Origin of the sequence: Janibacter melonis (genome assembly GCF_003721155.3) — a bacterium.
GTDB classification, from domain to species: Bacteria; Actinomycetota; Actinomycetes; order Actinomycetales; family Dermatophilaceae; genus Marihabitans; species Marihabitans melonis.
Window position 1 is genome coordinate 554,428 of record NZ_CP044548.2, and the last position, 26,709, is coordinate 581,136.

Consider the following 26,709-nt stretch of genomic DNA (forward strand, 5'->3'; position numbering starts at 1 on the left):
CAGCCGATGACGCAGGCCCTGCCGCGCGCGTGGTTCGGGCGCGACCCCCTCGAGGTCGCGCCCGAGCTGCTCGGCTGCACCCTCGTGGTGCGCGGCGTCGGGCTGCGGATCACCGAGGTCGAGGCCTACCGCGGCGAGAGCGACCCCGGGTCGCACGGCTTCCGGGGGCGCACGCCGCGCACCGCGGTGATGTTCGGTCCCCCGGGGCACCTGTACGTGTACTTCACCTACGGCATGCACTGGTGCGCCAACCTCGTGTGCGCGTCCGACGGCGTCTGCGGCGCGGTCCTCGTGCGGGCCGGTGAGGTCGTCGACGGACTCGAGCTGGCGCTGGAGCGCCGACCCGGCGTCCGCGACCGGGACCTCGCCCGGGGCCCGGCCCGGCTCACGCGGGCGCTCGGCATCACCGGCGAGGACGACGGGGCCGACGTGTGCGGGGGCGACGACGCCCCCTTCGCCGTCCTGCCACCTACGGCACCGGTGGACCCGGCGCGCGTGCGCAGCGGCCCGCGGGTGGGCGTCAGCGGTGCCGGGGGCGACGGCGTCCTCTACCCGTGGCGCTACTGGCTCGACGGCGAGCCGAGCGTCTCGCCATACCGCGCGGCCAGGCCCCGGGTCAGGCGCGGCTGAGGTCTGCGGCGACCTGCTGGAGGGCCCGGTCTCCGAGGGCGGCCAGGGGGTGCCGCCCCGGCGTGTAGTGCCAGGTCGCCAGGGCGCCCTGGACCGTCGCGAGAGCACGGGCGCGCGCCCAGACCGCGTCGTCGCCGCCGAGCAGGTCGCGCAGCCGCGAGCGCCCGGGCGCGTCGAGCACCCACCACGCCGGCGTGAGGTCCCACGCGGGGTCGCCGGTCGTCAGCGCGCCGAGGTCGAGCAGCCCGGTGAGGCGACCGTCGCGGTGCAGGAGGTTGCCCGGGATGAGATCGGCGTGGAGCAGCACCGGCGGGCCGGCGAAGGGGGCGGCCTCCCGCCCGAGGTCGAGGGCCCGTCGCAGGACGCCGACGCGGTGACGGCCGGCGAGGGCGGTGAGCACGTCGTCCGCACCCGCGGCTCGCGTGGCCACGTCACCGCCACGTGCCCCCTGCGGCGCGTCAACCGAGACGTCGACCGCGCGGAGCGTCGTCACGAGGTCGGCGAGGTCGTCGGCCCAGGTCCGGGGGACCTGGCCGTCGAGGACGACCGCGCAGAGGTCGTGCCCGTCGAGCCAGCCCAGGAGGGCCCAGACGAAGGGGTACCCGGCGCCGGGCACCCCTTCGTGCTCGACCCGGGGCAGGGGCAGGGTGAGCCGGTCGACGAGGCGGGGGAGCCAGCGCAGCTCGGTGCCGAGCGACACCGCGGCCGGGGCGTTGCGGGGGAGCCGGGCGACGAGGTCGTCCCCCACCCGGACGAGGACGTGATCGGTCCCCGGGCCCTCGACGACCTGCAGCGGGGCGTCCGCCAGGTCGGGACGCTGCTCCTCGAGCAGCCGGCGCAGCTGGTCGGCATCGACGGGGGTGTCGCCGTCGTGGAGGGTCATGGGGCCATCCCATCACCGCGCGTCCATGCCCGGACGCCGGCTCGGGGCGTCGTCGTGCTTCGTGGCAGGCTGGGTGCGCCGCCTACGGCGGGCGGCGAGACGACGAAGGAGCCCGACGCACCGTGACTGACATCCTCGACGAGCTGACCTGGCGTGGTCTGGTGGCCCAGACCACCGACGAGCAGGCGCTGCGCGACGCGCTCGCCGCCGGCCCGGTCACCGTCTACTGCGGCTTCGACCCGACGGCGCCCTCGCTGCACTTCGGCAACCTCGTCCAGCTCATCCTCCTGCGGCACCTGCAGCGAGCCGGGCACAAGGTCATCGGTCTGGTCGGCGGCTCGACGGGCCTCATCGGCGACCCGCGGCCCACGAGCGAGCGGGTGCTCAAGACCAAGGAGCAGACGGCGCAGGACGTCGAGCGCATCGCCGCCCAGGTGCGCCGGATCCTCACCCCGGAGGACGGCGAGCCCCCGCTCTTCGTCAACAACCTCGACTGGACCGCGCCGATCTCCGCGCTGGACTTCCTGCGGGACTACGGCAAGTACTTCCGGGTCAACCAGATGATCAAGAAGGACGCCGTGGCCGCCCGGCTGGAGTCCGAGCAGGGGATCAGCTACACGGAGTTCAGCTACCAGATCCTCCAGGCGCTGGACTACCTCCACCTCTACCGCGAGCACGGCTGCACCCTGCAGACGGGTGCGCAGGACCAGTGGGGCAACATCACCGCCGGCACCGACCTGGTGCACCGCGTCGAGGGGGGGACGGCGCACGCGCTGACCACCCCGCTCATCACCGACTCGCAGGGACGCAAGTTCGGCAAGTCCGAGGGCAACGCCGTGTGGCTCGACCCGTCGATGACGAGCCCCTTCGCCTTCTACCAGTACTGGCTCAACGTCGAGGACGCCTCGGTGGTCTCGCTCGTGAAGATCTTCACCGACCGCACACCGGACGAGGTCGCCGAGCTCGAGCGGCAGGTCCGTGACGAGCCCTTCCGGCGCGCGGCGCAGCGGCTCCTCGCCCAAGACGTCACGACGCTCGTGCACGGGGAGGCGGCGACCGCGCAGGCCCAGGCGGCGTCGGCCGCGCTCTTCGGCAAGGGAGACGTCCGGGTCCTCGACGCGCAGACGCTCGCCGACGCGACGGCCGAGCTGCCCGGGGGAGCGGGCGCGGTCGGCGACACCGTCGTCGACGCCCTCGTCGCCAGCGGTCTCGTCGAGTCGCGCAACGCGGCCCGTCGTGCGGTGGCCGACGGGGCGGCGTCGGTGAACGGCGAGAAGGTCACCGACCCCGAGCGGGTGCTCACCCAGGAGGACTTCCTCCACGGCTCGACCGCCCTGCTGCGCCGTGGCAAGAAGGCCCTCGCGGCCCTGCGCCTGGGGTGAGCAGGGGGTGAGCAGGGGTGAGCCGGCCCCCTGTGGCGGGCGATTTGGCATCGCCGCGGATGGTCGTCTAATGTTCTCGATGTCAGCCCGAGAGGGAGGAACGGACACCAAGCGGCAGCCCTTGCAGGGTTGCACCAAGTAGGCCGGTCCCGCGAGCTGATCAACCACCACGAAGGTCTTCGTCGCAGCACTGCTGATGGCGAAAGAGCGAGTTGGAGCCGGTCCGGAAGGCCTGGTACGGTTGGAAACACACCGCAAGAAAGCCAAGCGCGAGTCACCGGCTTCCTCACGAGGAAGATCACGGAAATCGCCCAAGATTGGATGCGGTAAGGTTTCACCAAGAGCCCCGAGCGAGACGCACGAAAGTGCAGACCAATCGGTGCGCGTCCGAACCTTGAGAACTCAACAGCGTGTCAAAAATCGATGCCAATACCTCGTCTTCAGAAGGTGCGGCGCACTCGCTTGATGGTGGGTGTGTGGTGCTGATGAAACGATATTTTAATCCTTTGGTTGACAATGATCATCTAGTATTTTTGCTAGTTGTTCTTGCTCAGCTGGGATGACAACCCTTTGTGGGTATCAGTATTTCACCGCGGTCCTTTTGGGGTTGTGGTGGGAGTTGAACATCAACGGAGAGTTTGATCCTGGCTCAGGACGAACGCTGGCGGCGTGCTTAACACATGCAAGTCGAACGGTGAACCTTGGAGCTTGCTTCGAGGGGATCAGTGGCGAACGGGTGAGTAACACGTGAGTAACCTGCCCCGGACTCTGGAATAAGCGCTGGAAACGGCGTCTAATACCGGATACGAGACGCAACCGCATGGTTAGTGTCTGGAAAGTTTTTCGGTCTGGGATGGACTCGCGGCCTATCAGCTTGTTGGTGAGGTAATGGCTCACCAAGGCGACGACGGGTAGCCGGCCTGAGAGGGCGACCGGCCACACTGGGACTGAGACACGGCCCAGACTCCTACGGGAGGCAGCAGTGGGGAATATTGCACAATGGGCGAAAGCCTGATGCAGCGACGCCGCGTGAGGGATGACGGCCTTCGGGTTGTAAACCTCTTTCAGCAGGGAAGAAGCGAAAGTGACGGTACCTGCAGAAGAAGCACCGGCTAACTACGTGCCAGCAGCCGCGGTAATACGTAGGGTGCGAGCGTTGTCCGGAATTATTGGGCGTAAAGAGCTTGTAGGCGGTTTGTCGCGTCTGCTGTGAAAATCCGGGGCTCAACCCCGGACTTGCAGTGGGTACGGGCAGACTAGAGTGTGGTAGGGGAGACTGGAATTCCTGGTGTAGCGGTGAAATGCGCAGATATCAGGAGGAACACCGATGGCGAAGGCAGGTCTCTGGGCCACTACTGACGCTGAGAAGCGAAAGCATGGGGAGCGAACAGGATTAGATACCCTGGTAGTCCATGCCGTAAACGTTGGGCGCTAGGTGTGGGACTCATTCCACGAGTTCCGTGCCGCAGCTAACGCATTAAGCGCCCCGCCTGGGGAGTACGGCCGCAAGGCTAAAACTCAAAGGAATTGACGGGGGCCCGCACAAGCGGCGGAGCATGCGGATTAATTCGATGCAACGCGAAGAACCTTACCAAGGCTTGACATATACCGGAAACACCCAGAGATGGGTGCCCCTTTTGGTCGGTATACAGGTGGTGCATGGTTGTCGTCAGCTCGTGTCGTGAGATGTTGGGTTAAGTCCCGCAACGAGCGCAACCCTCGTTCTATGTTGCCAGCACGTAAAGGTGGGGACTCATAGGAGACTGCCGGGGTCAACTCGGAGGAAGGTGGGGATGACGTCAAATCATCATGCCCCTTATGTCTTGGGCTTCACGCATGCTACAATGGCCGGTACAAAGGGCTGCGATACCGCAAGGTGGAGCGAATCCCAAAAAACCGGTCTCAGTTCGGATTGGGGTCTGCAACTCGACCCCATGAAGTCGGAGTCGCTAGTAATCGCAGATCAGCAACGCTGCGGTGAATACGTTCCCGGGCCTTGTACACACCGCCCGTCAAGTCACGAAAGTCGGTAACACCCGAAGCCGGTGGCCCAACCCTTGTGGGGGGAGCCGTCGAAGGTGGGACTGGTGATTGGGACTAAGTCGTAACAAGGTAGCCGTACCGGAAGGTGCGGCTGGATCACCTCCTTTCTAAGGAGCACTGGCCAGATATCTGGTCCAGGGCCTGGTCTGCTCGCGAATGTCGAGCAGCAGGTGCTCAAGGGTGGAACATCGATTATTTGGCACCGCAGGACCTGCCTGGTCCGTTAGTACGCACAGCTCTTGGGTTGTGATGGAACGCGCAGGGTGGGTGTTGGGGTGCTTGACACGTTGTTGGGTCCTGAGGGTTCGGGCTCACCGCCACGCGATTTCGGTTGCGGGTGGTGACGCGAGCGCCTCGAGGCCATCGGCCCCCACGGTTGTGGGGGTTGTGGTGCGGGCCGGCCATGTGGGACGAACCACCACGCGTGATCGCGTGGTAGGCGCCCGGTTGTGGTTGGTGCCGACCGTATGTTGAGAACTGAACAGTGGACGCGAGCATCTTTGTGGCTCAAGTTTTTAAGGGCGCACGGTGGATGCCTTGGCACCAGGAACCGAAGAAGGACGTAGGAATCTGCGATAAGCCTCGGGGAGTCGATAACCAGACTGTGATCCGAGGATTTCCGAATGGGGAAACCCGGCTGGAGGCAAGTCCAGTCACTCCCAGCTGAACACATAGGCTGGGTAGAGGGAACGTGGGGAAGTGAAACATCTCAGTACCCACAGGAAGAGAAAGCAACCGCGATTCCGTGAGTAGTGGCGAGCGAAAGCGGATCAGGCCAAACCGTATCTGTGTGATAGCTGTCAGGCGTTGCAGGTACGGGGTTGTGGGATCTCTTGGTCAGGACTGACATCCTGGCATGGAGTCAAAAACGCGTGTCATAGTCGAAGGGTCTTGAACGGCCCGGCACAGAGGGTGCTACCCCCGTAGACGAAATGATGCGCACTTCAAAGAGATATCCCAAGTAGCACGGGGCCCGAGAAATCCCGTGTGAATCTGGCGGGACCACCCGCTAAGCCTAAATATTCCCTGGTGACCGATAGCGGACAAGTACCGTGAGGGAAAGGTGAAAAGTACCCCGGGAGGGGAGTGAAATAGATCCTGAAACCGTGTGCCTACAATCCGTTGGAGCCTCCTTGTGGGGTGACAGCGTGCCTTTTGAAGAATGAGCCTGCGAGTTAGTGCTCAGTGGCAAGGTTAACCCGTGTGGGGAAGCCGTAGCGAAAGCGAGTCCGAATAGGGCGATTGAGTCGCTGGGTCTAGACCCGAAGCGGAGTGATCTACCCATGGCCAGGTTGAAGCGACGGTAAGACGTCGTGGAGGACCGAACCCACTTAGGTTGAAAACTGAGGGGATGAGCTGTGGGTAGGGGTGAAAGGCCAATCAAACTCCGTGATAGCTGGTTCTCCCCGAAATGCATTTAGGTGCAGCGTCACGTGTTTCTTACCGGAGGTAGAGCTACTGGATAGCTAATGGGCCTCACCAGGTTACTGACGTTAGCCAAACTCCGAATGCCGGTAAGTGAGAGCGTGGCAGTGAGACTGCGGGGGATAAGCTCCGTAGTCGAGAGGGAAACAGCCCAGATCACCAGCTAAGGTCCCTAAGCGTGTGCTAAGTGGGAAAGGATGTGGAGTTGCATTGACAACCAGGAGGTTGGCTTAGAAGCAGCCACCCTTTAAAGAGTGCGTAATAGCTCACTGGTCAAGTGATTCCGCGCCGACAATGTAGCGGGGCTCAAGCACACCACCGAAGCTGTGGCATTGACACACTGCCTGGCCACTTGTGGTCCAAGCGTGTTGATGGGTAGGGGAGCGTCGTGTGGCGAGTGAAGCGGCGGTGTGAACCAGCCGTGGATGCCACACGAGTGAGAATGCAGGCATGAGTAGCGAAAGACGGGTGAGAAACCCGTCCGCCGAATATCCAAGGGTTCCAGGGTCAAGCTAATCTGCCCTGGGTAAGTCGGGACCTAAGGCGAGGCCGACAGGCGTAGTCGATGGACATCCGGTTGATATTCCGGAACCGGCGAAGAACCGCCCCTGATGAATCTAGTGATGCTAAGAGCCTGAAGCTCACCACCGGCGACTTCGGTTGCCATCGGTGAGTGGAACGCTCGACCCGATCTAGTAGTAGTCAAGCGATGGGGAGACGCAGGAAGGTAGCCTCCGCGTGGCGATGGTTGTCCACGTCCAAGGGTGTAGGGAGTCAGGTAGGCAAATCCGTCTGACACATATCCTGAGACCTGATAGTGACCGCATCAGCGGGAAGCAGGGTGATCCTATGCTGCCAAGAAAATCCTCTAGCGAGGTTCTAGCCGCCCGTACCCCAAACCGACTCAGGTGGATAAGTAGAGAATACTAAGGCGATCGAGTGAATCGTGGTTAAGGAATTCGGCAAAATGCCCCCGTAACTTCGGGAGAAGGGGGGCCCGGATTCTGAAGTCCTTTCGGACTAGGATGATGGGCCGCAGAGACCAGGGAGAAGCGACTGTTTACTAAAAACACAGGTCCGTGCGAAGTCGCAAGACGATGTATACGGACTGACGCCTGCCCGGTGCTGGAAGGTTAAGAGGACCGGTTAGTCACCTTGTGTGGCGAAGCTGAGAATTTAAGCCCCAGTAAACGGCGGTGGTAACTATAACCATCCTAAGGTAGCGAAATTCCTTGTCGGGTAAGTTCCGACCTGCACGAATGGCGTAACGACTTCTCCACTGTCTCAACCGCGAACTCGGCGAAATTGCACTACGAGTAAAGATGCTCGTTACGCGCAGAAGGACGGAAAGACCCCGGGACCTTCACTATAGCTTGGTATTGGTGATCGGGACGGCTTGTGTAGGATAGGTGGGAGACTGTGAAGCATGCACGCCAGTGTGTGTGGAGTCATCGTTGAAATACCACTCTGGTCGTTCTGGTTGTCTAACCTCGGTCCGTGATCCGGATCAGGGACATTGCCTGGTGGGTAGTTTAACTGGGGCGGTTGCCTCCTAAAATGTAACGGAGGCGCTCAAAGGTTCCCTCAGCCTGGTTGGCAATCAGGTTTCGAGTGTAAGTACACAAGGGAGCTTGACTGCGAGACAGACATGTCGAGCAGGGACGAAAGTCGGAACTAGTGACCCGACGGTGGCTTGTGGAAGCGCCGTCGCTCAACGGATAAAAGGTACCCCGGGGATAACAGGCTGATCTTCCCCAAGAGTCCATATCGACGGGATGGTTTGGCACCTCGATGTCGGCTCGTCGCATCCTGGGGGTGGAGTTGCTCCCAAGGGTTGGGCTGTTCGCCCATTAAAGCGGCACGCGAGCTGGGTTTAGAACGTCGTGAGACAGTTCGGTCCCTATCCTCTGTGCGCGTAGGAAACTTGAGAGAGGCTGACCCTAGTACGAGAGGACCGGGTTGGACGAACCACTGGTGTGTCAGTTGTCCTGCCAAGGGCACCGCTGATTGGCTACGTTCGGAAGTGATAACCGCTGAAAGCATCTAAGCGGGAAGCACGTCTCAAGATGAGGTTTCCATGGAGCGCAAGCTCTGAGAGGCTCCCAGTAGACTACTGGGTTGATAGGCCAGATGTGGAAGTGCAGCAATGCATGGAGCTGACTGGTACTAATAAGCCGATAACTTGATACACACCCCCACCCCTCGCGGGTGGGTGTAAAAGAAGAAGTCTTCGCGTCCACTGTCCAGTTCCCGAGATACGGTCGGGAAACAACAACCGATACATCTCCATAGAGTTTCGGCTGTCATAGCGAAGGGGAAACGCCCGGCTCCATTCCGAACCCGGAAGCTAAGCCCTTCAGCGCCGATGGTACTGCACTGGTGACGGTGTGGGAGAGTAGGACGCAGCCGGACAACCATTCACCACCCCCAATGTGGGGTGGACAAGAAACGCCCCGCGAGACCCCTTCTTCTTCACGAAGAAGCGATGGTCTTGCCGGGCGTTTCTTGCATGTCCGGGCCACGGCTAGTCTGAGGGCCCCAGGTAGACGAAGGAGTGAGCTGGTGAGCGATCAGCGGCGTGAAGGCGGTCCCGAGCGAGGTCGAGGCGATCGGGACGGCGGGCCGCGCGGAGCCGGCGGCGGTCGACCCAGCAGCGGCCGACCCGGAGGCGGACGACCTGGCAGCGGTCGACCCAGCAGTGGTCGTCCCGGAAGCGGCCGACCGGGCTCGGATCGTCGCGGACGCGACGACCAGGGCCGGGGTCGTGACAGCCGCACGGGCGCAGACCGCCCGGGTGGCCGTGACGCCCAGCGTGATCGCGACGGTCGTCCCTCTCGCGGAGGGGCGGACCGCGACGCACGGGAGAGCGGCCCTCGTCTCGTGCCCAAGCAGGGGCGCAGGCCCGAGCCGGCGATCGACGACGACGTCACCGGTGGCGAGCTCGACCGCTCCGTGCGCGGTCAGCTCCGCACCCTGAGCAAGGAGAACGCCGAAGGGGTGGCCCAGCACCTCGTCATGGTGGCCCGCCGCCTCGAGGAGGAGGACTACGTCGGAGCCCTCGCGCACGCCGAGACGGTCGTGCGTCGTGCCGGCCGGGTGCCCGCGGCTCGTGAGGCCCTCGGCTTCGTCGCGTACCGCTCCGGCGACTACGCCCGTGCGCTCACCGAGTTCCGCACGGTGCGCCGGCTCAGCGGGTCCTCCCACCTCCTGCCCCTCATGGTCGACTGCGAGCGTGGTCTCGGACGGCCCGAGCGAGCCCTGGAGCTGCTCCGCTCGCCAGAGGCTCGTGCGCTCGGACCCGAGGACCAGGTCGAGATGCTCATCATCGGCTCCGGCATCCGTCGCGACATGGGTGCGCCCCAGGCTGCGGTGCTCGCCCTCCAGGGCAAGCTCGCCGGACCGCCCCGCCCGTGGTCGGCCCGTCTCTACTACGCCTACGCCGACGCCCTGCTCGACGCGGGCCGTCGTGACGAGGCCCGCGAGTGGTTCGGCAAGGCAGCGGTCGCCGACGCCGACGGCGAGACCGACGCCGCGGAGCGCCTCGACGAGCTCGACGGCATCCAGGTCATCGAGGACGGCGGCGAGGTCGACGAGGACAGCTCGCCGGCATGACCGACGCGCGTCCCCTCGTCGAGCGGTACGACGCGCTCATCTGCGACCTCGACGGGGTGGTCTACAAGGGGGCGGTCGCCGTGCCGCACGCGGTGGACGTCCTCGAGTCGCTGCGCCAGCCGGTCGTCTACGCGACGAACAACGCCTCGCGCACACCGGCTGACGTCGCGGCGCACCTGCGGGAGCTCGGGCTCAGCGCTCTGGACGACGCCGTCGTCACGAGCTCCACCGCCGCCGCGGGAGTGCTGGCCGCAGAGCTCGACCCGGGAGCCCTGGTGCTCGCGGTCGGGGGTCCTGGGGTCTCGGACGCGCTGACCGCTGCCGGGCTCGTCCCCGTGGCGCCGTCGGCTCGCGCAGGACGTCACGTCGCCGCGGTCGTGCAGGGTTACGGTCCCGACGTCACGGCCGCGGACCTCGCCGAGGCTGCCTACGCGATCCAGGACGGCGCGCGCTGGGTCGCGACGAACGTCGACCGGACGCTGCCCACCGATCGCGGTGTCGCCCCGGGCAACGGCTCGCTCGTCGGTGCCGTCCGTCTGGCCGTCGACGTCGAGCCCGAGGTGATGGGCAAGCCCGCCGCCCCGATGTACACGATCGCTGCCCGGTCCCTCGAGATCTCGCCCGACCGGGTGCTCGCCGTCGGCGACCGGCTCGAGACAGATCTCGGCGGGGCCGTGGCTGCTGGTACGGCTGGTCTGCTCGTCCTCACCGGTGTCCACGGGTGGGCCGACGCCGCGGCAGCCGGGCCGTCCACCCGGCCGGACCACGTCGTCGAGGACCTGCGCGGCCTGCTCGAGCCCTACCCCTACGGACGCGTGGAGGACGGCCGGCACCACCGGGGCTCGGCGATGGCTGCCGTCCACGGCGGCGAGCTGCACGTCGAGGGCGACGGGGTCGACGCGCTCCGCGCCGCGCTCGACGCGATCTGGGCCGCTCGGGACGCAGGAGCGAGCGAGCAGTGGTGCCGGGACTCCATGGCCGAGCTCGTCGGTACCGCGGGGTAGCGTGATCGCACGACGTGCCCGCCCGGGTGCCGCGACCGACGAAGGAGATGACCGGTGGATCCCGCTCGACAGCTCGTACACCTCTCGCTGACGGTGGCGGACGGGGTGCTCTCCCGCACCCTCGACGTCGTCCGACTCGTCGACGGCCTGCTCGTCTCGGGCGCCCAGGCCAACGCCGCCTCGTCCCGGGAGCAGTCCGTGCGACGCTGGCCCGAAGAGGAGCAAGGCGACCTCGCGGGGGCGTCGGCCGCGTTGCGGACCCGCCGCGAGCCATCCTCTGCCGGTGCCGACGCGTCGGCTCGACCGGTCCGCACCCCGGCGCGCCGCGCCGCCACGACGACGAGCTCGAGCACCCCCCGGCGGGCTCGGGCGGCCGCGACCACCCCGGCGAAGACGACGACGCCGAAGACGACGACGCCGAAGACGACGACGGCGCCGAAGAAGAGCACGGCCCAGAAGAGCGCTGCGACGACGACGACCAGCCCGGCCACGTCGTCGAAGAAGAGCACCGCGAAGAAGAGCGCTGCGACGACGACGACCAGCCCGGCCACGTCGTCGAAGAAGAGCACCGCGAAGAAGAGCGCTGCGAAGACGACGACCAGCCCGGCCACGCCGTCGACGAAGAGCACCGCGACGAAGAGCTCTGCCACGAAGAGCACTGCGAAGAAGGCTCCGGCGTCGGCGACCACCCCGGCGAAGTCCACCGCCTCGAAGTCCACCGCCTCGAAGTCCACCGCCTCGAAGTCCACCGCCTCGAAGTCCACCGCCTCGAAGTCCACCCCGGCCAAGCGCTCCGCCTCGAAGGCGTCGGCGACGACGTCCACGGCGAACCGTCCCGCGAAGAAGGCTCCGGCGACCAAGGCCGCCTCGACGAAGGCCACCTCCACGAAGGCCTCGACGTCGACGGCCCCCACTACGAAGACCGGGGCGGGCGCGCCCCCTTCGTCCGCCGCGGCGACGGCCTCCTCCGCACCCAGCACCCCCAGCACCTCCACCCCCAGCACCTCCACCCCCAGCACCTCCACCCCCAGCACCTCCACGACCACGACCTCGTCGGCCGCCCCGTCGACGGGTGCCGACAGCCAGGCATGAGCTCGCACCCGGTCCCGGGGCCGCCGACGCCACGGCCGCCCGGCGTGCCGAGCCCGGCCGACGTCGCCCCGCCCGGCGAGGGAGACGCCGCCGTCGACGCGGCGCTGGCCGAGCTCGACGCCGCCGTCGACGCGGCGCTGGCCGAGCTCGACGCCGCCGACCCGGCCGATCTCGACGCGGTGCTCTCGAGCGCCGAGTCGGTGCTCGCGACCCTGCAGCACCGGCTGCGCGACATCGGTGACTGAGCCGACAAGCCCAGCCGACGCGCGGCTCGACGTCGCGCTCGTCGCCCGGGGGCTGGCCCGATCCCGCGGTCAGGCGGCCGATCTCGTCGCGCGCGGCGCCGTGACCGTCGCCGGTCGGCCCGCCACGAAGGTCTCCCTGCGGGTCCGCGCCGACGAGGAGATCCTCGTCGAGGGCGACGACGCCCGCCTCGTGAGCCGAGCCGCGCACAAGCTGCAGGGCGCCTTCACCACCTTCGGGCCGCAGGGCTGGCAGGTGACCTCGGCCCGCTGCCTCGACCTCGGGGCGTGCACCGGGGGCTTCACCCAGGTGCTCCTCGAGCAGGGTGCCACCGAGGTCCTCGCGCTCGACGTCGGGCACGACCAGCTCGACCCCGAGATCGCCGCGGACCCCCGGGTCGTCGACCTCAGCGGGACCACCGTGCGCGGCCTCGTCCCCGCGGACATCGACGGACGGGTCGACCGGGTCGTCGCCGATCTCAGCTTCATCTCCCTACGCCTGGCGCTGCCCGCCGTCCGTGACTGCCTCGACGGCGCGGGCGAGGCGATGCTCCTCGTCAAGCCGCAGTTCGAGGTCGGACGCGCCCGGCTCGGCAAGCACGGGGTCGTCACCGACCCGCGAGCACGGGCCGACGCCCTGCACGGCGTCCTCACCGACGCCGCGGAGCTCGGCCTGGGCGTCCTCGGCATCGCGCAGAGCCCGATCGCCGGGGGAGTGGGCAACGTCGAGTACCTGCTGTGGCTGAGCGCGCGGGCCGACGTCGGCATGCCGTGGCAGGCTCAGCTCGAGCAGGTCGCCGCCCTCACCGGCACCCGTACCCGCACCGACACGAAGGGAGCCCGATGAGCACGCGCCGCATCCTCCTCGTCGCCCACCCCGGCCGGCCGGAGGCGCTCGAGATCGCCGGCCAGGTCATCGACCGCCTGCGCGAGGCGGGCATCGAGGTGGCCCTGCCCACGGGAGAGCTCCTCGACGGACCCCTCGGCCGTGACCACGACGTCGTGCCCGCCGACGCCGACCAGCCCGGCGGCTGCGCGGCCGGGGTCGAGCTCGTCGTCGTCCTCGGCGGTGACGGCACGATCCTGCGCGGCGCCGAGATCGCCCGGGGGAGCGAGGCACCCCTGCTCGGCGTCAACCTCGGCCATGTCGGCTTCCTCGCCGAGGCCGAGCGCGACGACCTCGAGGCGACCGTCGAGCACATCGTGCGGCGCGCCTACACCGTCGAGGAGCGGATGGCCCTCGAGGTCACCGGGACCCTCGACGGCGAGCTGCTGTGCAGCAGCTGGGCGCTCAACGAGGTGACGGTCGAGAAGGCCTCGCGCGAGCGGATGCTCACCCTCACGGTCGAGATCGACGGCCGTCCGCTGTCGACGTGGGGCTGCGACGGCGTCGTCATGGCGACCCCCACGGGCTCGACCGCCTACGCCTTCAGCGCCGGCGGTCCGGTCGTGTGGCCAGGTGTCGAGGCCGTCCTCGTCGTGCCGATCAGCGCCCACGCCCTCTTCGCCCGGCCGCTCGTCCTCGCCCCGCAGGCCCACCTCGCCGTCGACCTCGTCGCCGGCACCGAGGGTCACGGGGTGCTGTGGTGCGACGGTCGTCGGGCCGTCGACCTGCCCCCGGGCGCTCGGGTCGAGGTGACCCGCTCCAGCGTGCCGGTGCGCCTCGCCCGCCTCACGAGCTCGCCCTTCACCGACCGGCTCGTCGCGAAGTTCGACCTCAGCGTCGCCGGCTGGCGAGGACGGCAGAGCGCGCAGTGATCGAGGAGATCCGCATCCGTGACCTCGGGGTCATCGAGGAGGCGACGGTCTCGCTCCATCCGGGGCTCACCGTGCTCACCGGTGAGACCGGGGCCGGCAAGACGATGCTCGTCTCGAGCATCGAGCTGCTCCTCGGCTCGCGCGCCGACGCGGCCCTCGTGCGCACCGGGGCGCAGGAGGCCGCGATCGACGCGGTCCTCGAGGTCGCTGACCCCGAGCTGGCGCGCGCCGCGGACGACGCCGGCGCCTCGGTCGAGGACGGCGAGCTCACCGTGAGCCGTGTCCTGCGCTCGACCGGACGCAGCCGGGCCTACGCCGGCGGGCGGACCGTGCCCGTCGGCACGCTCGGCGAGATCACCCAGGGCCTCGTCGCCCTGCACGGCCAGGCCGACCAGTGGCGGCTGCGCCAGAGCGCCCAGCACCGCGAGGTGCTCGACGCCTACGGCGGCGACCCGGTGCGGGAGGCAGCGGCCGCCTTCGCGAAGGCGCGGCGGGCCTGGGTCGACGCGCGCCGTGAGCTCGACGAGCTGACGACGAGCGAGCAGGCCCGGGCGCAGGAGCTCGACGCCCTCACCTACCAGCTCGAGCAGGTCGACGCCGTCGACCCCCGCCCGGGCGAGGACCTCGAGCTCCGCGCCGAGAGCGAGCGCCTGGCCCACGCCGACGACCTGCGTCTGGGCTCTGCCCGGGCCCATGCCGCCCTCGCCGACGGCGAGCTGCCGGAGCGACCCGACACCCTCGCCCTGCTCGCCACCGCGGAGCAGTCGCTCGGCCCGCTCGTCGACGCCGACCCCGGGCTGGCCCCCTTGCGCGACCGTCTCGTCGAGCTGCGCGCGCTCGTCGCCGACGTCGCCGCTGACCTCAGCTCCTACTCGGCCTCCATCGAGGTCGACCCCGCCCGGCTCGACGCCGTGCACACCCGCCGGGCCGCCCTCACCGAGCTCACCCGGCGCTACGGGGGCGACGTCGACGCAGTGCTCGCCCGTCGTGACCGCTCCCGCGCCCGCGTCCTCGAGCTGCAGCAGGCCGACGACCGTCTCGGTGGCATGGCCGAGCAGGTCGAGTCCGCGGCCGCCGAGGTCGCCCTCCGCGCTGCCCACCTCACCGCGGCCCGCACGGCCGCGGCCGAGCGGCTCGGCGCCCGCGTGCAGGAGGAGCTGCGCCGCCTCGGCATGCCCCAGGCGGTCGTCGAGGTCTCGGTGACGCCGACGACGGGCGACGGGCCGGACAGCGTCCCGGCCGCCGATCTCGAGCCGGGGGATCGGGTCGTCGTCGGCGCCCACGGCGTCGACGTCGTCGAGATCCGCCTCTCGGCCAACCCCGGCAGCCCGGCCCGCCCGGTCACCCAGGCCGCGTCGGGCGGAGAGCTCTCGCGGATCATGCTCGCCCTCGAGGTCGCCGTCGCCGACGCGGGCGCCAGCGTGCCCACCTTCGTCTTCGACGAGGTCGACGCCGGCGTCGGCGGCAAGGCCGGGATCGACGTCGGCGCCCGCCTGCAGGCCCTGGCCCGCAACGCCCAGGTGCTGGTCGTCACCCACCTCGCCCAGGTCGCCGCCCACGCCGACCGCCATCTCGTCGTGCGCAAGTCGACCGACGGCGAGGTGACGTCGAGCGACGTCAGCGAGGTGAGCGGCGAGGACCGCCTCGCCGAGCTCGCGCGGATGATGGGCGGGGCCGGCACCTCCGCCGGTCTGCGCCACGCCGAGGAGCTGCTCGACGCCTGCCGCCGTCCCGCAGGGTGAGGCCGCACACCCTCGCCCCGCGCGCGCGAGCCTGGACGGGCACGGTCCCCCTTCGTGGGACGATGCCCGGGATGACGCTGCGCCCGAACCGATCTCGCTCCCGTGACGTGGACCCCTCCGGTCTGCACGGCACGGTGCGGGTCGACCGCCGCACGAAGAACCTCACGAAGCGGCTGCGCCCCGGCGACATCGCCGTCATCGACCACGAGGACATCGACCGCGTGAGCGGCGAGGCCCTTGTCGCGTGCCGACCGGCAGCCGTCGTCAACGCCTCGCCGTCGATCACCGGGCGCTACCCGAACCTCGGTCCCCAGGTCATCGTCGACGCCGGCATCCCGCTGCTCGACGACGTCGGCAGCGACGTGCTCGACCAGGTGAGCGAGGGCGACGAGGGGCAGGTCGTCGACGGGGTGCTGCGCTGCGGCGACGTCGAGATCCCCGGAACGCTCCTCACGAGCAGCGGGGTGGCCGACGCGATGGTCGCCGCGCGCGCCGGCCTCACCACCCAGCTCGAGGCCTTCGCCGAGAACACGATGGAGTACATGCTCAAGGAGCGCGACCTCCTCTTCGACGGCGTCGGCATCCCCGACGTGCGCACGGACTTCACCGACCGGCACGCGCTCGTCGTCGTCCGCGGCTACCACTACAAGGAAGACCTGCAGGCGCTGCGCCACTACATCCGCGAGTACAAGCCGGTGCTCATCGGCGTCGACGGCGGCGCCGACGCGCTCCTCGAGCTCGGGCTGCGCCCCGACATGATCGTCGGCGACATGGACTCGGTCTCCGACGCGACGCTCACGTGCGGCGCCGAGGTCGTCGTCCACGCCTACCGCGACGGCCGCGCGCCCGGCGTCGAGCGGGTCGAGCAGCTCGGCGTCGAGGACTTCGTCGTCTTCCCCGCGACCGGCACGAGCGAGGACATCGCGATGCTCCTCGCCGACGACTGCGGGGCCAGCCTCATCGTGGCCGTCGGCACCCACGCCACCCTCGTCGAGTTCCTCGACAAGGGGCGGGCGGGGATGTCGAGCACCTTCCTCACCCGGCTGCGGGTGGGCGGCAAGCTCATCGACGCGAAGGGGGTGAGCCGGCTCTACCGGAGCAGGATCTCCGCCTGGTCGATCGTCGGGCTCGCACTCGTCGGGCTGCTCGCGGTGCTCGTCGCGATGTCCGCCACGCCCACCGGGCGTGCTCTGCTCCAGATCATCGGTGCCTGGTGGGACGACCTCTGGGCCGCACTCTCGGGGATCGTCACATGATCGACTTCCGCTACCACATGGTCTCGCTCGCGGCCGTGCTCATCGCGCTGTCCATGGGCGTCGTGCTCGGCGCCGGGCCGCTCAACGACGACATCGGCAACACCTTGACCAACGAGGTCACGCGGCTGCGCCAGGACAAGGACGACCTGCGTCGTCAGCTGACCCAGGAGCAGCGCACGGGGGAGGCCCAGGAGTCCTTCGGCGAGGAGGTCCTGCCCCAGCTCGTCTCCGGTGTGCTCGACGGCACGTCCGTCGCCGTCGTGCGCCTGCCCGAGTCCGACGACACCGAGGTCGCCGAGCTGCGCGAGACCCTCGAGCTCTCCGGGGCCAGCGTCGAGCCGACGGTCTCCGTCGCCGCCTCCTGGGTCGCCGGCGGAGAGGATGCCCAGGCCTCGCGAGAGCGCGCCGCCTCCGAGGCGCTCTCCGCGCTCGGGCGCAGCGACGCCGACGGCGCGGGGCTGGACGAGGCGCTCGGCGCCGTGCTCGGCGGTCGCGGCGAGGACGGGATGCCCGCACCGACCGACAGCCAGCGCACCGACGCCTTCGAGCGGCTCTCCGACGCCGGTCTCGTGAGCGGCGACGCCCCGACCTCGGCCGCCGACGTCGTCCTCGTCGTCGCCGGTCCGGTGGCGGGCGACCCCCAGGACTCCCCGGCCGACGCCGATCCAGCAGCCACCGCCTCGGCGACCCGGTGGGTCGAGCTCGCCGCAGCGCTCGACGCCCGATCCGCGGGGGCGGTCCTCACGTCCGGTCCGGTGACCTACGGCTCCGGCGACGCCTCGCCGGTCACCGTCGCACGCGCCGACAGCGGTCTCAGCGAGGGGCTGAGCACCGTCGACACCCCGGAGAGCGCCGTGGGTCGCGCCGACGTCGTCCTCGGCCTCGACGAGCAGACCCGCGGCGACGCGGGCCACTACGGCCTCGCCGACGACGCCAGCGCCGCCATCCCGGAGGCCCCGTGACCGACCTGCGCTCCCTGGCCCTGCCCGCCGGGGCGGCGGTGCTGGGGGTGCACGGGGTGCTGCACGCGGTCGAGCGCGGTCCGGCCCGAGTGCGACGCGCGCTCGGCCGCACGAACTTCGCGGGTGACCCGGTCACCCTGGCGCAGGGCCCCGCGTGGGTCGGCGGGGTCGCCCTCGGCGCCCTCCTCGCCGCCGACCCGGTGGCCGCGGCCGCCGTCGCCGTGCCCGGTGCGGTGGGCCTGGTCGACGACCTCGTGGGCGACCGCTCGACGAAGGGGATCCGAGGTCACCTCGGCGCGCTGCGGCGCGGCCGGGTCACGAGCGGTGCGGTCAAGGTCGCCGTCCTCGGCGCGACCGCCCTCGTCGTCGCGGTGGTCGAGCACGACCACGACGCCCCGCTCACCTCGCGGCTGCCGGCTCTCGTCGTCGACGCCGGCGTCGTCGCGGGCACCGCGAACCTCCTCAACCTCTTCGACCTGCGCCCCGGCCGGGCGCTCAAGGTCGCGGCGCTGATCGGGGCGCCGCTGCTCGTCGCCGCTCCGGGCCGTGCCCGGCCCGCCCTCGTCGCCGGTCTCGCCGCGACGGCCGCAGCGCTGCCGGGCGACCTCGCGGGTCGCTCGATGCTCGGTGACTGCGGCGCGAACGCCGCCGGCGCCCTCGTCGGCCAGGGTCTCGTGCGCTCGCTGCCGCTCGCCGGACGCGCCGGTGTGCTCGCCGCGGTGACAGCGCTCACCCTGGCCTCGGAGCGGGTGAGCTTCAGCCGGGTCATCGACCGCACGCCCGCGCTGCGGGCGCTCGACGCGTGGGGGCGCCCCACCCCTGCACCGGTCACACCGGTCACGCCGTGACCGAGGTGAGGACGGCCCCGGGGCTGCGGCGCACCGCCTCGCAGGTCGCCCTCGTCACCGTCGCCGCTCGCGTGGCCGGCCTGCTGCGCTGGGTGGCCTTCGCCCTGGCCGTCGGGGCCTCCGGCGTCGGCACCGTCTACCAGAGCGTCAACGCCGTGCCGAACCTCGTCTACGAGGTCGTCGCCGGGGGCGTCCTCGCCGCGGTCGTCGTGCCGCTCGTCGCCTCCGCCCGACGCACCGGTCGGGCCGACGAGGTCGGCTCGAGCCTGCTGACGCTCGCCGTCGTGCTGCTCCTGCCCGTCACGCTCGTCCTCGCGCTCGGCGCGCCGTGGCTGAGCAGGGTCCTGCTCGACGGGGTCGAGGCGCCCGGGGCCGCCGAGCTCGGCACCCGGCTGCTCGTCCTCTTCAGCCCCCAGGTCGTGCTCTACGGCATCGGCGTCGTCGTCGCCGGTGTGCTCCAGGCGCACGAGCGCCTCCTCGCCGCCGCGCTCGCGCCGCTGCTGTCCAGCCTCGTCGTCATCGGGACCTATCTCGCCTACGCCTGGGGTGTCGAGAGCACCCCGGCGGACACCGCGGTCCTGCCCACTGCCGGATGGCTGGTCCTCGGCATCGGGACGACCCTCGGCGTGGTCGCCCTGTCGCTGCCGCTGCTCGTCGTCGCCGCCCGCGCCGGGATCAGGCTGCGGCCGCGCTGGGCGCTCACCCCGCAGGACCGCACGCGGGCCCGCCAGCTCGCCGGTGCCGGGCTCGTCGGGCTCGTCGCCCAGCAGCTCGCCCTCCTCGCCGTCCTGCGCGTCGCGAACCGCTCGGGCGGTGACGGCACCTTCGTCGTGCACCAGTACGCGCAGACCGTCTACCTCCTGCCCTACGCCGTGCTCGCCGTGCCGGTCGCCACCACGGCCTTCGCCCGTCTCGCCGGCGACCCGGAGGGCGAGGGGGCGGCGCGCACGCTCAACCGCGCGCTGCGCGTCGTCCTCGCGCTGTCCGGGGCCGCCGCGGCCGCGCTCGTCGCCGGCGCCCCCGGGGTCGGCACGGTCTTCGGCATGCTCGACCGCAGCGCCGGCCGGGGCGAGCCGGGTCGCGCGCCGCTCGAGGCGATGCCCCAGGCCCTCGCGACGACCGCGGTCGGTCTCGTCGGCTTCAGCCTCGTCGCGCTCGCCCTGCGGGCCCTCCTCGTGCGCGGCAGCGCCCGGCGCGCCGGCTGGTCGGTCGCCGCCGGGTGGGCCGTGCTCGCCGTCGTGCCCGCGCTGTGGCTCAGCCGTGCCGACGGACCGGCCGAGACCCTCACCGTCATCGGCGCGTCGTCTGCCGTCGGGATGACCCTGTCGGCCGCGCTGCTCCTCCACGGGGTACGGCGGGCGTGGGGCGAGGAGAGCACGAGCGGCCTGCTGCGGCTGACCGGTGCCGTCGCCGCCGGTGTCGTGCTCGGCGGCGTGTGCGCGCTGGCGCTCGTGCGAGCGGACCTGACCGGCGCCGCCCAGGTCGGGGCCGCGGCGGGCCTGGGCGTCGTCTGCGCCGCCGTGTGCGCGGCGCTGGCCCTCGCGGTCGACCCCACGCTGCGCGAGGCCGTGAGGAGGCGCCCGTGAGCCGGGTCGTCCTCGTGCTCGGCCGCAGCGCCGGGGGCATCGGGGCGCACGTGCGCTCGTTCGCCGCCGAGCTCCTCGCCCTGGGCGACGACGTGCGGGTCGTGGCTCCCGAGAGCACCCACGCGGTCTTCGACCTGCCCGGTGCCGTGCCGTGGTGGCCCGGCCGGACGGGCGCGGGCCCCACCGTCCAGAGCACGACGGCCGTGCGCCGGCTGCTCTCAGGTGCCGACGCCGTCCATGCCCACGGCCACCAGGCGGGCGTCGTCGCGGCCGCACTGCTCGCGGGGGTCGGCCGTGCCAGGCCACGGCTGGCCACGAGCCTGCACAACGAGCTGCGGGGCGACCCGCGCTCCGCCCGGCACCGGCTCGGCACCCTGGCGGTGCGGACCGCTCTCTTGCGCGCCGACCTCGTCACCGGGGCGTCCACCGACCTCGTCGACCTCGCCGAGCAGCTCGGCGCCCGGCGTGCCGCGATCGACGAGGTGCCCTCGCCCCTCGTGCCGGGCCTCCTCGCCACCGACCGAGGGGAGTGGCGGGCGGCCCGTCGTGACGCTCTCCTGCGTGCCCACGGCCTGCCGACCGACCGGCCCGTCGTGCTCACCGTCGCCCGCGTCGCGCCGCAGAAGCGGCTCGAGGACGTCCTCGCCGTCGCCGACCTCGTCGCGCGCCGGTCCGGGGGTCGGGGAGGGTCCCCCTTCGTCGTCGTCGGCGGGGGCGACGACGACCTGCGCCGTCGCCTCGTGTCCACGGCCGGACCCGACGTCCACCTCCTCGGGCCGAGCGACTCCGTCGTCGGCTGGCTGCTCGCGGCCGACCTCTTCCTCCTCACGAGCGAGTGGGAGGCTCGGGCCCTCGTCGTGCAGGAGGCGATGGCGGCCGGTCTGCCCGTCGTCGCCACCCGCACCGGGGGGCTGCCCGGTCTCGTCGAGGGGGTCGGTGCGCTCGCCCCCGTCGGCGACGTCGACGCGCTCGCCGCCCGCGTCCGAGACCTGCTGCGAGACACGCAGGCCCGGCGTGAGGCCGGGGAGCGGGGACGCGAGCGGGCGCGCACGTGGCCGAGCACGCACGAGCGGGCGGCCCGCTGGCACACCTGGTACGAGGGCGGCCCGGACGTGCCGTAAGGTGGAAGCCCGTGGCGGCACTCACCAAGCACATCTTCGTGACCGGAGGCGTAGCCTCCTCCCTCGGCAAGGGTCTGACGGCGTCAAGCCTGGGACATCTGCTCCGCGCTCGCGGTCTGAGCGTGACGATGCAGAAGCTCGACCCCTACCTCAACGTGGACCCGGGGACGATGAACCCCTTCCAGCACGGCGAGGTCTTCGTCACCGAGGACGGTGCGGAGTGCGACCTCGACATCGGCCACTACGAGCGCTTCCTCGGCGTCGACCTGCTCGGCAGCGCGAACGTCACGACGGGGCAGGTCTACAACCGCGTCATCGCCCGTGAGCGTCGCGGCGAGTACCTCGGCGACACCGTGCAGGTCATCCCGCACATCACCAACGAGATCAAGGACCGGATGCGAGCCGCGGCAGCGGGCAGCCCGGGGATCTCCGACGTCGACGCGCCCGACATCATCATCACCGAGATCGGCGGCACCGTCGGCGACATCGAGTCGCTGCCCTTCCTCGAGGCCGCGCGCCAGGTGCGCCACGAGATCGGGCGTGACAACTCCTTCTTCCTCCACGTCTCGCTCGTGCCCTACCTCGCGCCGAGCGGCGAGCTGAAGACCAAGCCCACCCAGCACTCCGTCGCCGCGCTGCGCCAGGTCGGCGTCCAGCCGGACGCCCTCGTGCTGCGCGCCGACCGCGAGATCCCCGCCGACATCAAGCGCAAGATCTCGCTCATGTGCGACGTCGACACCGATGCCGTCGCCGCGTGCATCGACGCGCCGAGCATCTACGACATCCCGAAGGTCCTGCACGCGGAGCAGCTCGACACCTACGTCATCCGCCGGCTCAGCCTGCCCTTCAAGGACGTCGACTGGGCGTCGTGGGACCTGCTCCTGCGCCGCGTCCACGAGCCCGAGCACGAGGTCGAGGTCGCCCTCGTCGGCAAGTACGTCGACCTGCCCGACGCCTACCTGTCGGTGACCGAGGCGCTGCGCGCCGGCGGCTTCCACCACGACGCGCGGGTCTCGATCCGCTGGGTCGCCTCCGACACCTGCCAGACGCCGGCGGGTGCCCAGCAGGCGCTCGGCGGGGTCGACGCCGTCCTCGTGCCCGGCGGCTTCGGCGTGCGCGGCATCGAGGGCAAGCTCGGCGCACTGCGCTGGGCCCGCGAGCAGCAGGTGCCCACGCTCGGCATCTGCCTGGGCCTGCAGTGCATGGTCATCGAGTACGCCCGCGACGTCGCCGGCATCGAGGGCGCGAGCTCGACGGAGTTCGACCCCGGCACCCCGGCTCCCGTCGTGTCGACGATGGAGGAGCAGAAGAGCTTCGTCGAGGGCGCGGGCGACCTCGGCGGCACGATGCGCCTGGGCTCCTACCCGGCGCAGCTGCTCGAGGGCTCGGTCGCGGCGACCGCCTACGGCGCCACGTCGGTCACCGAGCGCCACCGTCACCGCTACGAGGTCAACAACGAGTACGTCGACCAGCTGACGCAGGCCGGTCTCGTCGTCAGCGGCACGCACCCCGAGCTCGGTCTCGTCGAGTTCGTCGAGCTGCCGACCTCGGTGCACCCGTACTACGTCGCGACCCAGGCGCACCCCGAGTTCAAGTCCCGTCCCGACGCCGCGCACCCGCTCTTCGCCGGGCTCGTCGGCGCCGCCGTCCAGGCGCAGCGCGATGCGCGGCTCGTCGAGGTCGAGCGCCCCCGTCGCGACGAGGACGCCGCCCGCGAGGACGACGCCGAGGTCACCCCCGCGTGAGCACGGACGGCGCGGGCCCCGGCCTGCACGACGAGCTCGTCACGCCCGACGTCCGGCGCAGCGAGGTGCTGCACGACGGCGCCGTGTGGGACGTGCGGGCCGACACCTTCGTCTACGAGGGCCAGGAGCTGACCCGGGAGGTCGTCGACCACCCGGGGGCGGTCGCCGTGCTCGCCGTGGACGACGACGACCAGGTCGTCCTCATCCGTCAGTACCGCCACCCCGTCGCCGCGCTGGACTGGGAGATCCCGGCCGGGCTGCTCGACGTCGCCGACGAGGACCCCGTCGTCGGCGCGCGCCGAGAGCTCGCCGAAGAGGTCGACCTCGTCGCCGACGAGTGGGCGGTGCTCACCGACCTGTGGACCTCGCCGGGCGGCATGAGCGAGGCGATCCGCATCTACCTCGCGCGCGGTCTGCGACCCGTGCCCGAGGCCGAGCGCTTCGAGCGCGAGCACGAAGAGGCCCACCTCGTCGTGCGCCGCGTCGACCTCGACGAGGTCCACGCCGCGGTCCTCGCCGGGACGGTGCACAACTCGACGCTCATGATCGCCGTCCTCGCGGCCCATGCGCAACGGGCCCAGGGCTGGAGCGGGCTGCGCCCGGCTGACAGCCCGTGGCCGGAGCACCCGGGCCGCCGATGACCCCGGCCGCGGACCAGGCCCAGGCCTGCCCGTGCGGGGCGGGCACCCCCTTCGCCGAGCACTGCGGGCCCGTCCTCGACGGCACGCCCGCGGCCACCGCCGAGGCCCTCATGCGGTCGCGCTACACCGCCTACGTCCTGCTGCAGCAGGGTGACCAGCGCGCTGCCGACCACCTGTGGCGGACCTGGCACCCGCGCACCCGGCCCGAGGTCGTCGAGCCCGGACCGGGTCTGCGCTGGGTCGGCCTCGAGGTGACGCAGACCCGGGCCGGCGGCCCGCAGGACGACCACGGGGTCGTCGCCTTCGTCGCCCGGTGGACGACCGGCGAGGGGGAGCACCGCCAGGACGGCGAGCTCGTCGAGCGCTCGGACTTCGCCCGCCGCGGCGGGCGATGGGTGTACGTCGGGGCGCTCGCGGAGCAGGCCTGACGGGCCCGTCGTCACGGGTCGTCTCGACTTTGTCCAAACCCGCCACGCGGAGGGGATCACCCGTCCTAGGCTGACGGCGTGGAGAAGGTCTCGACCGCGGGATACCTCGTCCTGGGTCTGATCGACCGACTGGGCGAGGCGACCCCCTATGACGTCAAGCAGGCGGCGCAGCACACGAATGCGTTCTTCGCCCTGCCGCACACGCAGATCTACGTGCAGTGCACGCGGCTCGTGTCCGTGGGCTACCTCGACGAGCAGCAGGAGGAGCACGGCCGCCGCCGCCGGCTGCTCACCGTGACGCCCGAGGGGCAGGCGGCGCTGCGCGACTGGGCGGACAGCGGCGTCGACACCCAGGTCGAGGCGCGCGACATCGCGCTGCTCAAGCTGTACTTCGAGGCCGACCCGGAGCGTCTGGCCCGCCAGCAGCTCACCGCCCACGAGGAGCTGCTCGCCCGGTACGAGGAGATCGCCGGCCAGGCCGAGGGGCTCGACCCCGGGCCGCGTCGCACGCTGCGCTTCGGGCTGGCCTTCGAGCGGATGCAGGTCGACTTCTGGAGCGGGCTCATCGCCGACGCGTGAGCACGCGCCAGGACTCGAGCGCGTCTACTGGTACGACACGAAGCGGGGGCGCGGCCGGACGTCGAGCATCGTCTGCCGCGGGGTGAAGGTCGGGGTGTCCTCGTCGATGAAGTTCTTCCACCCCAGCTCGACCCCGTCGGGCAGCTCGGCCCGCACGGCGTCCCACGTCTGCTGCTTGAGCTCGGGGGTGCCGTGCCCGTCGGCGTGCACGACGGTGACGAGCTCCGGGCGGTCGGTGCGCAGCTGGTCGCGGTCGCGCAGCATCTGCAGCTGGAACTGGTGGAGCATGAAGACCTTCTGCGGCAGGTCGTGCTCGCGCACGAGCTCGGCGAGCCAGTCGGCGACCTCCTCGACCTCGTCGACCTCGACGTGCCCGATCTGCTCGAGCGGCCGCTGCCCGGGCTCGAGGCGCCACTCGGGGTCGAGGGCGAGACCGACGTGCGGCTCGAGCAGGAGCTCCTCGTAGCGCTTCGCCTGGCTGAGGAAGTCGGCCCGCCCGCTCTGGAGGTCGAGCAGGACGTAGACCCCGTCGTCGTGGGCCGCGTCGACCCAGGGCCGGTAGGTCGACGGGTCGCCCTCGGAGGAGTAGTCGCCGTCGGCGCCGGGGGAGGAGTCGGCGATCGTCGCGATGATCTCGAAGGCCGGTAGGAAGGTGTCGCCCGTCGTCTGCGCGTACTCCTCGACGAGGTCGCTGACCCGCTCGACCGAGGCGTCGACGTCCTGCTCGCCGAGCAGCCCGAGGCCGGGCACACCGGGGTGGCCGTACAGCGCGATCATCCGGCGGTCGCCGCCGAGCGGCAGCACCCCGCCGGTCGGCAGCTCGGTGGCACGGGTCGCCATCGCCGCGGCGACGACGAGCGCGTCGCCACCGAGGTCGTCTCCCTCGCCGAGGACGACGAGGGGGGTGTCGTCGAGGCGGCGAAGGGAGGTCATGACCTCGTCCTCGCGCGGATCGTCGGCCGTGAGGACCTCGCTGTCCCCGTGCTGGCCGAGCACGGCGCGCACGGTGGCGAGCGCAGCGGCGTGGGCGGGCTCGTCGGGCGTCGTCACCACGACGCGCAGCGGGGCGTCACGGGTCACCGGGGGCAGGTCGTCGACGCCCTCCCGGGATGTCACGGCCGGCCCGAAGGGGGTCCCGCCCGCCTCCTCGTCCGGCGCACCCATCCGCAGGACCGACTCGACGCCGAGCCGGTCGAGCTCGGCCCCGAGGTCGGGGCCGTCGACGAGGCAGGGGACCCCGGCGGCGACCGCTGCCGCGGCTGCGTCGGTGACGGCCTGCTCCGGTGCGTCCGGGTGGAGGACGACGGCGGCGGGGGAGGAGTCGACGAGCGCCGCGGACACCGCGATCGCGCTCGCGGCCGCGTCGCCGGCGGCGACGACGGGCCACGTCGGGTCGGGGACGGGCACCGCTCCCGCGGCGGCCTCGTGGTCGGGCGAGCCACCGGGCAGGTCGACCGAGGTGCAGCCGGCGAGGCCGACAGCGCCGACCGCGCCGGCACCGGCGACCCAGCCGAGCACGGCTCGTCGGGTCGGCCGGGCGGACGGGGATGCGGTGTCGGGCCAGGTCACGGGCCCACGCTAACGATGCGGCCGGGGCCTGGCGTCGGCGCCCCGCCGCAGCGGGACGGCCCCGTGCGGTGGGCGGTCAGGCGTGGCCGAAAACCCCTTCGCGCTGTCCGTAGACTGGCCGGTGCTGCCCGCGACCGCGGTCAGGACCCTCCGCCTCGACA

At 70.8% G+C, this 26,709-nt stretch carries 19 protein-coding genes and 3 rRNA genes; 20 read left to right on the forward strand and 2 right to left on the reverse strand.

The features are described 5' to 3' along the window. Positions 1–6: 6 nt before the first annotated feature. On the forward strand, positions 7–630 hold the full coding sequence (locus EEW87_RS02680) for a DNA-3-methyladenine glycosylase (RefSeq protein ID WP_123091500.1): 624 nt from the start codon (positions 7–9) through the stop codon (positions 628–630). On the opposite strand, the gene EEW87_RS02685 is transcribed toward EEW87_RS02680, so the two are convergent. Continuing rightward, complete coding sequence (locus EEW87_RS02685; protein WP_123090774.1) at positions 617–1,513, reverse strand: phosphotransferase; 897 nt, start codon at positions 1,511–1,513, stop codon at positions 617–619. The genes EEW87_RS02680 and EEW87_RS02685 overlap by 14 nt on opposite strands. A 122-nt stretch (positions 1,514–1,635) precedes the next feature. On the opposite strand from EEW87_RS02685, the gene tyrS reads away from it, so the two are divergent. From tyrS to EEW87_RS02780, 19 genes are all read left to right on the forward strand, one after another. Next, positions 1,636–2,895: a tyrosine--tRNA ligase gene (tyrS, locus tag EEW87_RS02690; RefSeq protein ID WP_123090773.1), complete on the forward strand. Its 1,260-nt coding sequence runs from the start codon at positions 1,636–1,638 to the stop codon at positions 2,893–2,895. A gap of 626 nt (positions 2,896–3,521) precedes the next feature. Further along, positions 3,522–5,045 (forward strand): 16S ribosomal RNA (locus EEW87_RS02695). Positions 5,046–5,443: 398 nt separating this feature from the next. Next, positions 5,444–8,553: ribosomal RNA gene (locus EEW87_RS02700) — 23S ribosomal RNA — on the forward strand. Positions 8,554–8,658: 105 nt separating this feature from the next. After that, positions 8,659–8,775, forward strand: a 5S ribosomal RNA gene (gene rrf, locus EEW87_RS02705). The 16S, 23S and 5S rRNA genes sit together here, the layout of an rRNA operon. 468 nt (positions 8,776–9,243) lie before the next feature. Next, complete coding sequence (locus EEW87_RS02710) at positions 9,244–9,975, forward strand: tetratricopeptide repeat protein (RefSeq protein ID WP_123091592.1); 732 nt, start codon at positions 9,244–9,246, stop codon at positions 9,973–9,975. Beyond that, positions 9,972–10,979 carry an HAD-IIA family hydrolase gene (locus EEW87_RS02715; RefSeq protein WP_123091593.1) on the forward strand — a complete coding sequence of 336 codons (1,008 nt, stop codon included), beginning with the start codon at positions 9,972–9,974 and terminating at the stop codon, positions 10,977–10,979. The genes EEW87_RS02710 and EEW87_RS02715 overlap by 4 nt, the downstream gene beginning before the upstream one ends. Before the next feature lie 1,088 nt (positions 10,980–12,067). Further along, on the forward strand, positions 12,068–12,316 hold the full coding sequence (locus tag EEW87_RS02720; RefSeq protein WP_123091595.1) for a hypothetical protein: 249 nt from the start codon (positions 12,068–12,070) through the stop codon (positions 12,314–12,316). Continuing rightward, positions 12,309–13,160, forward strand: a complete 852-nt coding sequence (locus EEW87_RS02725; protein WP_123091596.1) for a TlyA family RNA methyltransferase — start codon at positions 12,309–12,311, stop codon at positions 13,158–13,160. The genes EEW87_RS02720 and EEW87_RS02725 overlap by 8 nt, the downstream gene beginning before the upstream one ends. Beyond that, the gene (locus EEW87_RS02730) at positions 13,157–14,071 is read left to right on the forward strand and encodes an NAD kinase (RefSeq protein ID WP_068276314.1); all 915 of its coding nucleotides are present in this window, start codon (positions 13,157–13,159) and stop codon (positions 14,069–14,071) included. Before EEW87_RS02725 ends, EEW87_RS02730 begins: the two co-directional genes overlap by 4 nt. After that, positions 14,068–15,813 carry a DNA repair protein RecN gene (gene recN / locus EEW87_RS02735; protein WP_123091597.1) on the forward strand — a complete coding sequence of 582 codons (1,746 nt, stop codon included), beginning with the start codon at positions 14,068–14,070 and terminating at the stop codon, positions 15,811–15,813. Before EEW87_RS02730 ends, recN begins: the two co-directional genes overlap by 4 nt. Before the next feature lie 71 nt (positions 15,814–15,884). After that, entirely contained in the window at positions 15,885–17,069 is a 1,185-nt protein-coding gene (steA, locus tag EEW87_RS02740; RefSeq protein WP_123091598.1) for a putative cytokinetic ring protein SteA, read from the forward strand. Beyond that, positions 17,066–18,031, forward strand: a complete 966-nt coding sequence (locus EEW87_RS02745) for a copper transporter (protein WP_123091599.1) — start codon at positions 17,066–17,068, stop codon at positions 18,029–18,031. Before steA ends, EEW87_RS02745 begins: the two co-directional genes overlap by 4 nt. Beyond that, complete coding sequence (locus tag EEW87_RS02750; protein ID WP_163562362.1) at positions 18,028–18,879, forward strand: hypothetical protein; 852 nt, start codon at positions 18,028–18,030, stop codon at positions 18,877–18,879. The genes EEW87_RS02745 and EEW87_RS02750 overlap by 4 nt, the downstream gene beginning before the upstream one ends. Further along, entirely contained in the window at positions 18,876–20,465 is a 1,590-nt protein-coding gene (locus EEW87_RS02755) for a lipid II flippase MurJ (RefSeq protein ID WP_163562363.1), read from the forward strand. The genes EEW87_RS02750 and EEW87_RS02755 overlap by 4 nt, the downstream gene beginning before the upstream one ends. Continuing rightward, positions 20,462–21,586 (forward strand): glycosyltransferase family 4 protein, encoded by a 1,125-nt coding sequence (locus EEW87_RS02760; RefSeq protein ID WP_123091601.1) that lies wholly within the window; start codon positions 20,462–20,464, stop codon positions 21,584–21,586. The genes EEW87_RS02755 and EEW87_RS02760 overlap by 4 nt, the downstream gene beginning before the upstream one ends. A gap of 11 nt (positions 21,587–21,597) precedes the next feature. After that, on the forward strand, positions 21,598–23,331 hold the full coding sequence (locus tag EEW87_RS02765; protein WP_123091602.1) for a CTP synthase: 1,734 nt from the start codon (positions 21,598–21,600) through the stop codon (positions 23,329–23,331). After that, positions 23,328–23,972 carry an NUDIX domain-containing protein gene (locus EEW87_RS02770; RefSeq protein WP_123091603.1) on the forward strand — a complete coding sequence of 215 codons (645 nt, stop codon included), beginning with the start codon at positions 23,328–23,330 and terminating at the stop codon, positions 23,970–23,972. Before EEW87_RS02765 ends, EEW87_RS02770 begins: the two co-directional genes overlap by 4 nt. Further along, a complete protein-coding gene (locus EEW87_RS02775) occupies positions 23,969–24,400 on the forward strand; it encodes a YchJ family protein (RefSeq protein WP_123091951.1) in 432 nt (143 codons plus the stop codon). The genes EEW87_RS02770 and EEW87_RS02775 overlap by 4 nt, the downstream gene beginning before the upstream one ends. Positions 24,401–24,478: 78 nt before the next feature. Beyond that, the gene (locus EEW87_RS02780; RefSeq protein ID WP_123091604.1) at positions 24,479–24,979 is read left to right on the forward strand and encodes a PadR family transcriptional regulator; all 501 of its coding nucleotides are present in this window, start codon (positions 24,479–24,481) and stop codon (positions 24,977–24,979) included. Positions 24,980–25,003: 24 nt separating this feature from the next. Here EEW87_RS02780 and EEW87_RS02785 read toward each other — a convergent pair whose 3' ends face one another. Further along, on the reverse strand, positions 25,004–26,548 hold the full coding sequence (locus EEW87_RS02785) for a hypothetical protein (protein WP_148041560.1): 1,545 nt from the start codon (positions 26,546–26,548) through the stop codon (positions 25,004–25,006). Positions 26,549–26,709: the final 161 nt, after the last annotated feature.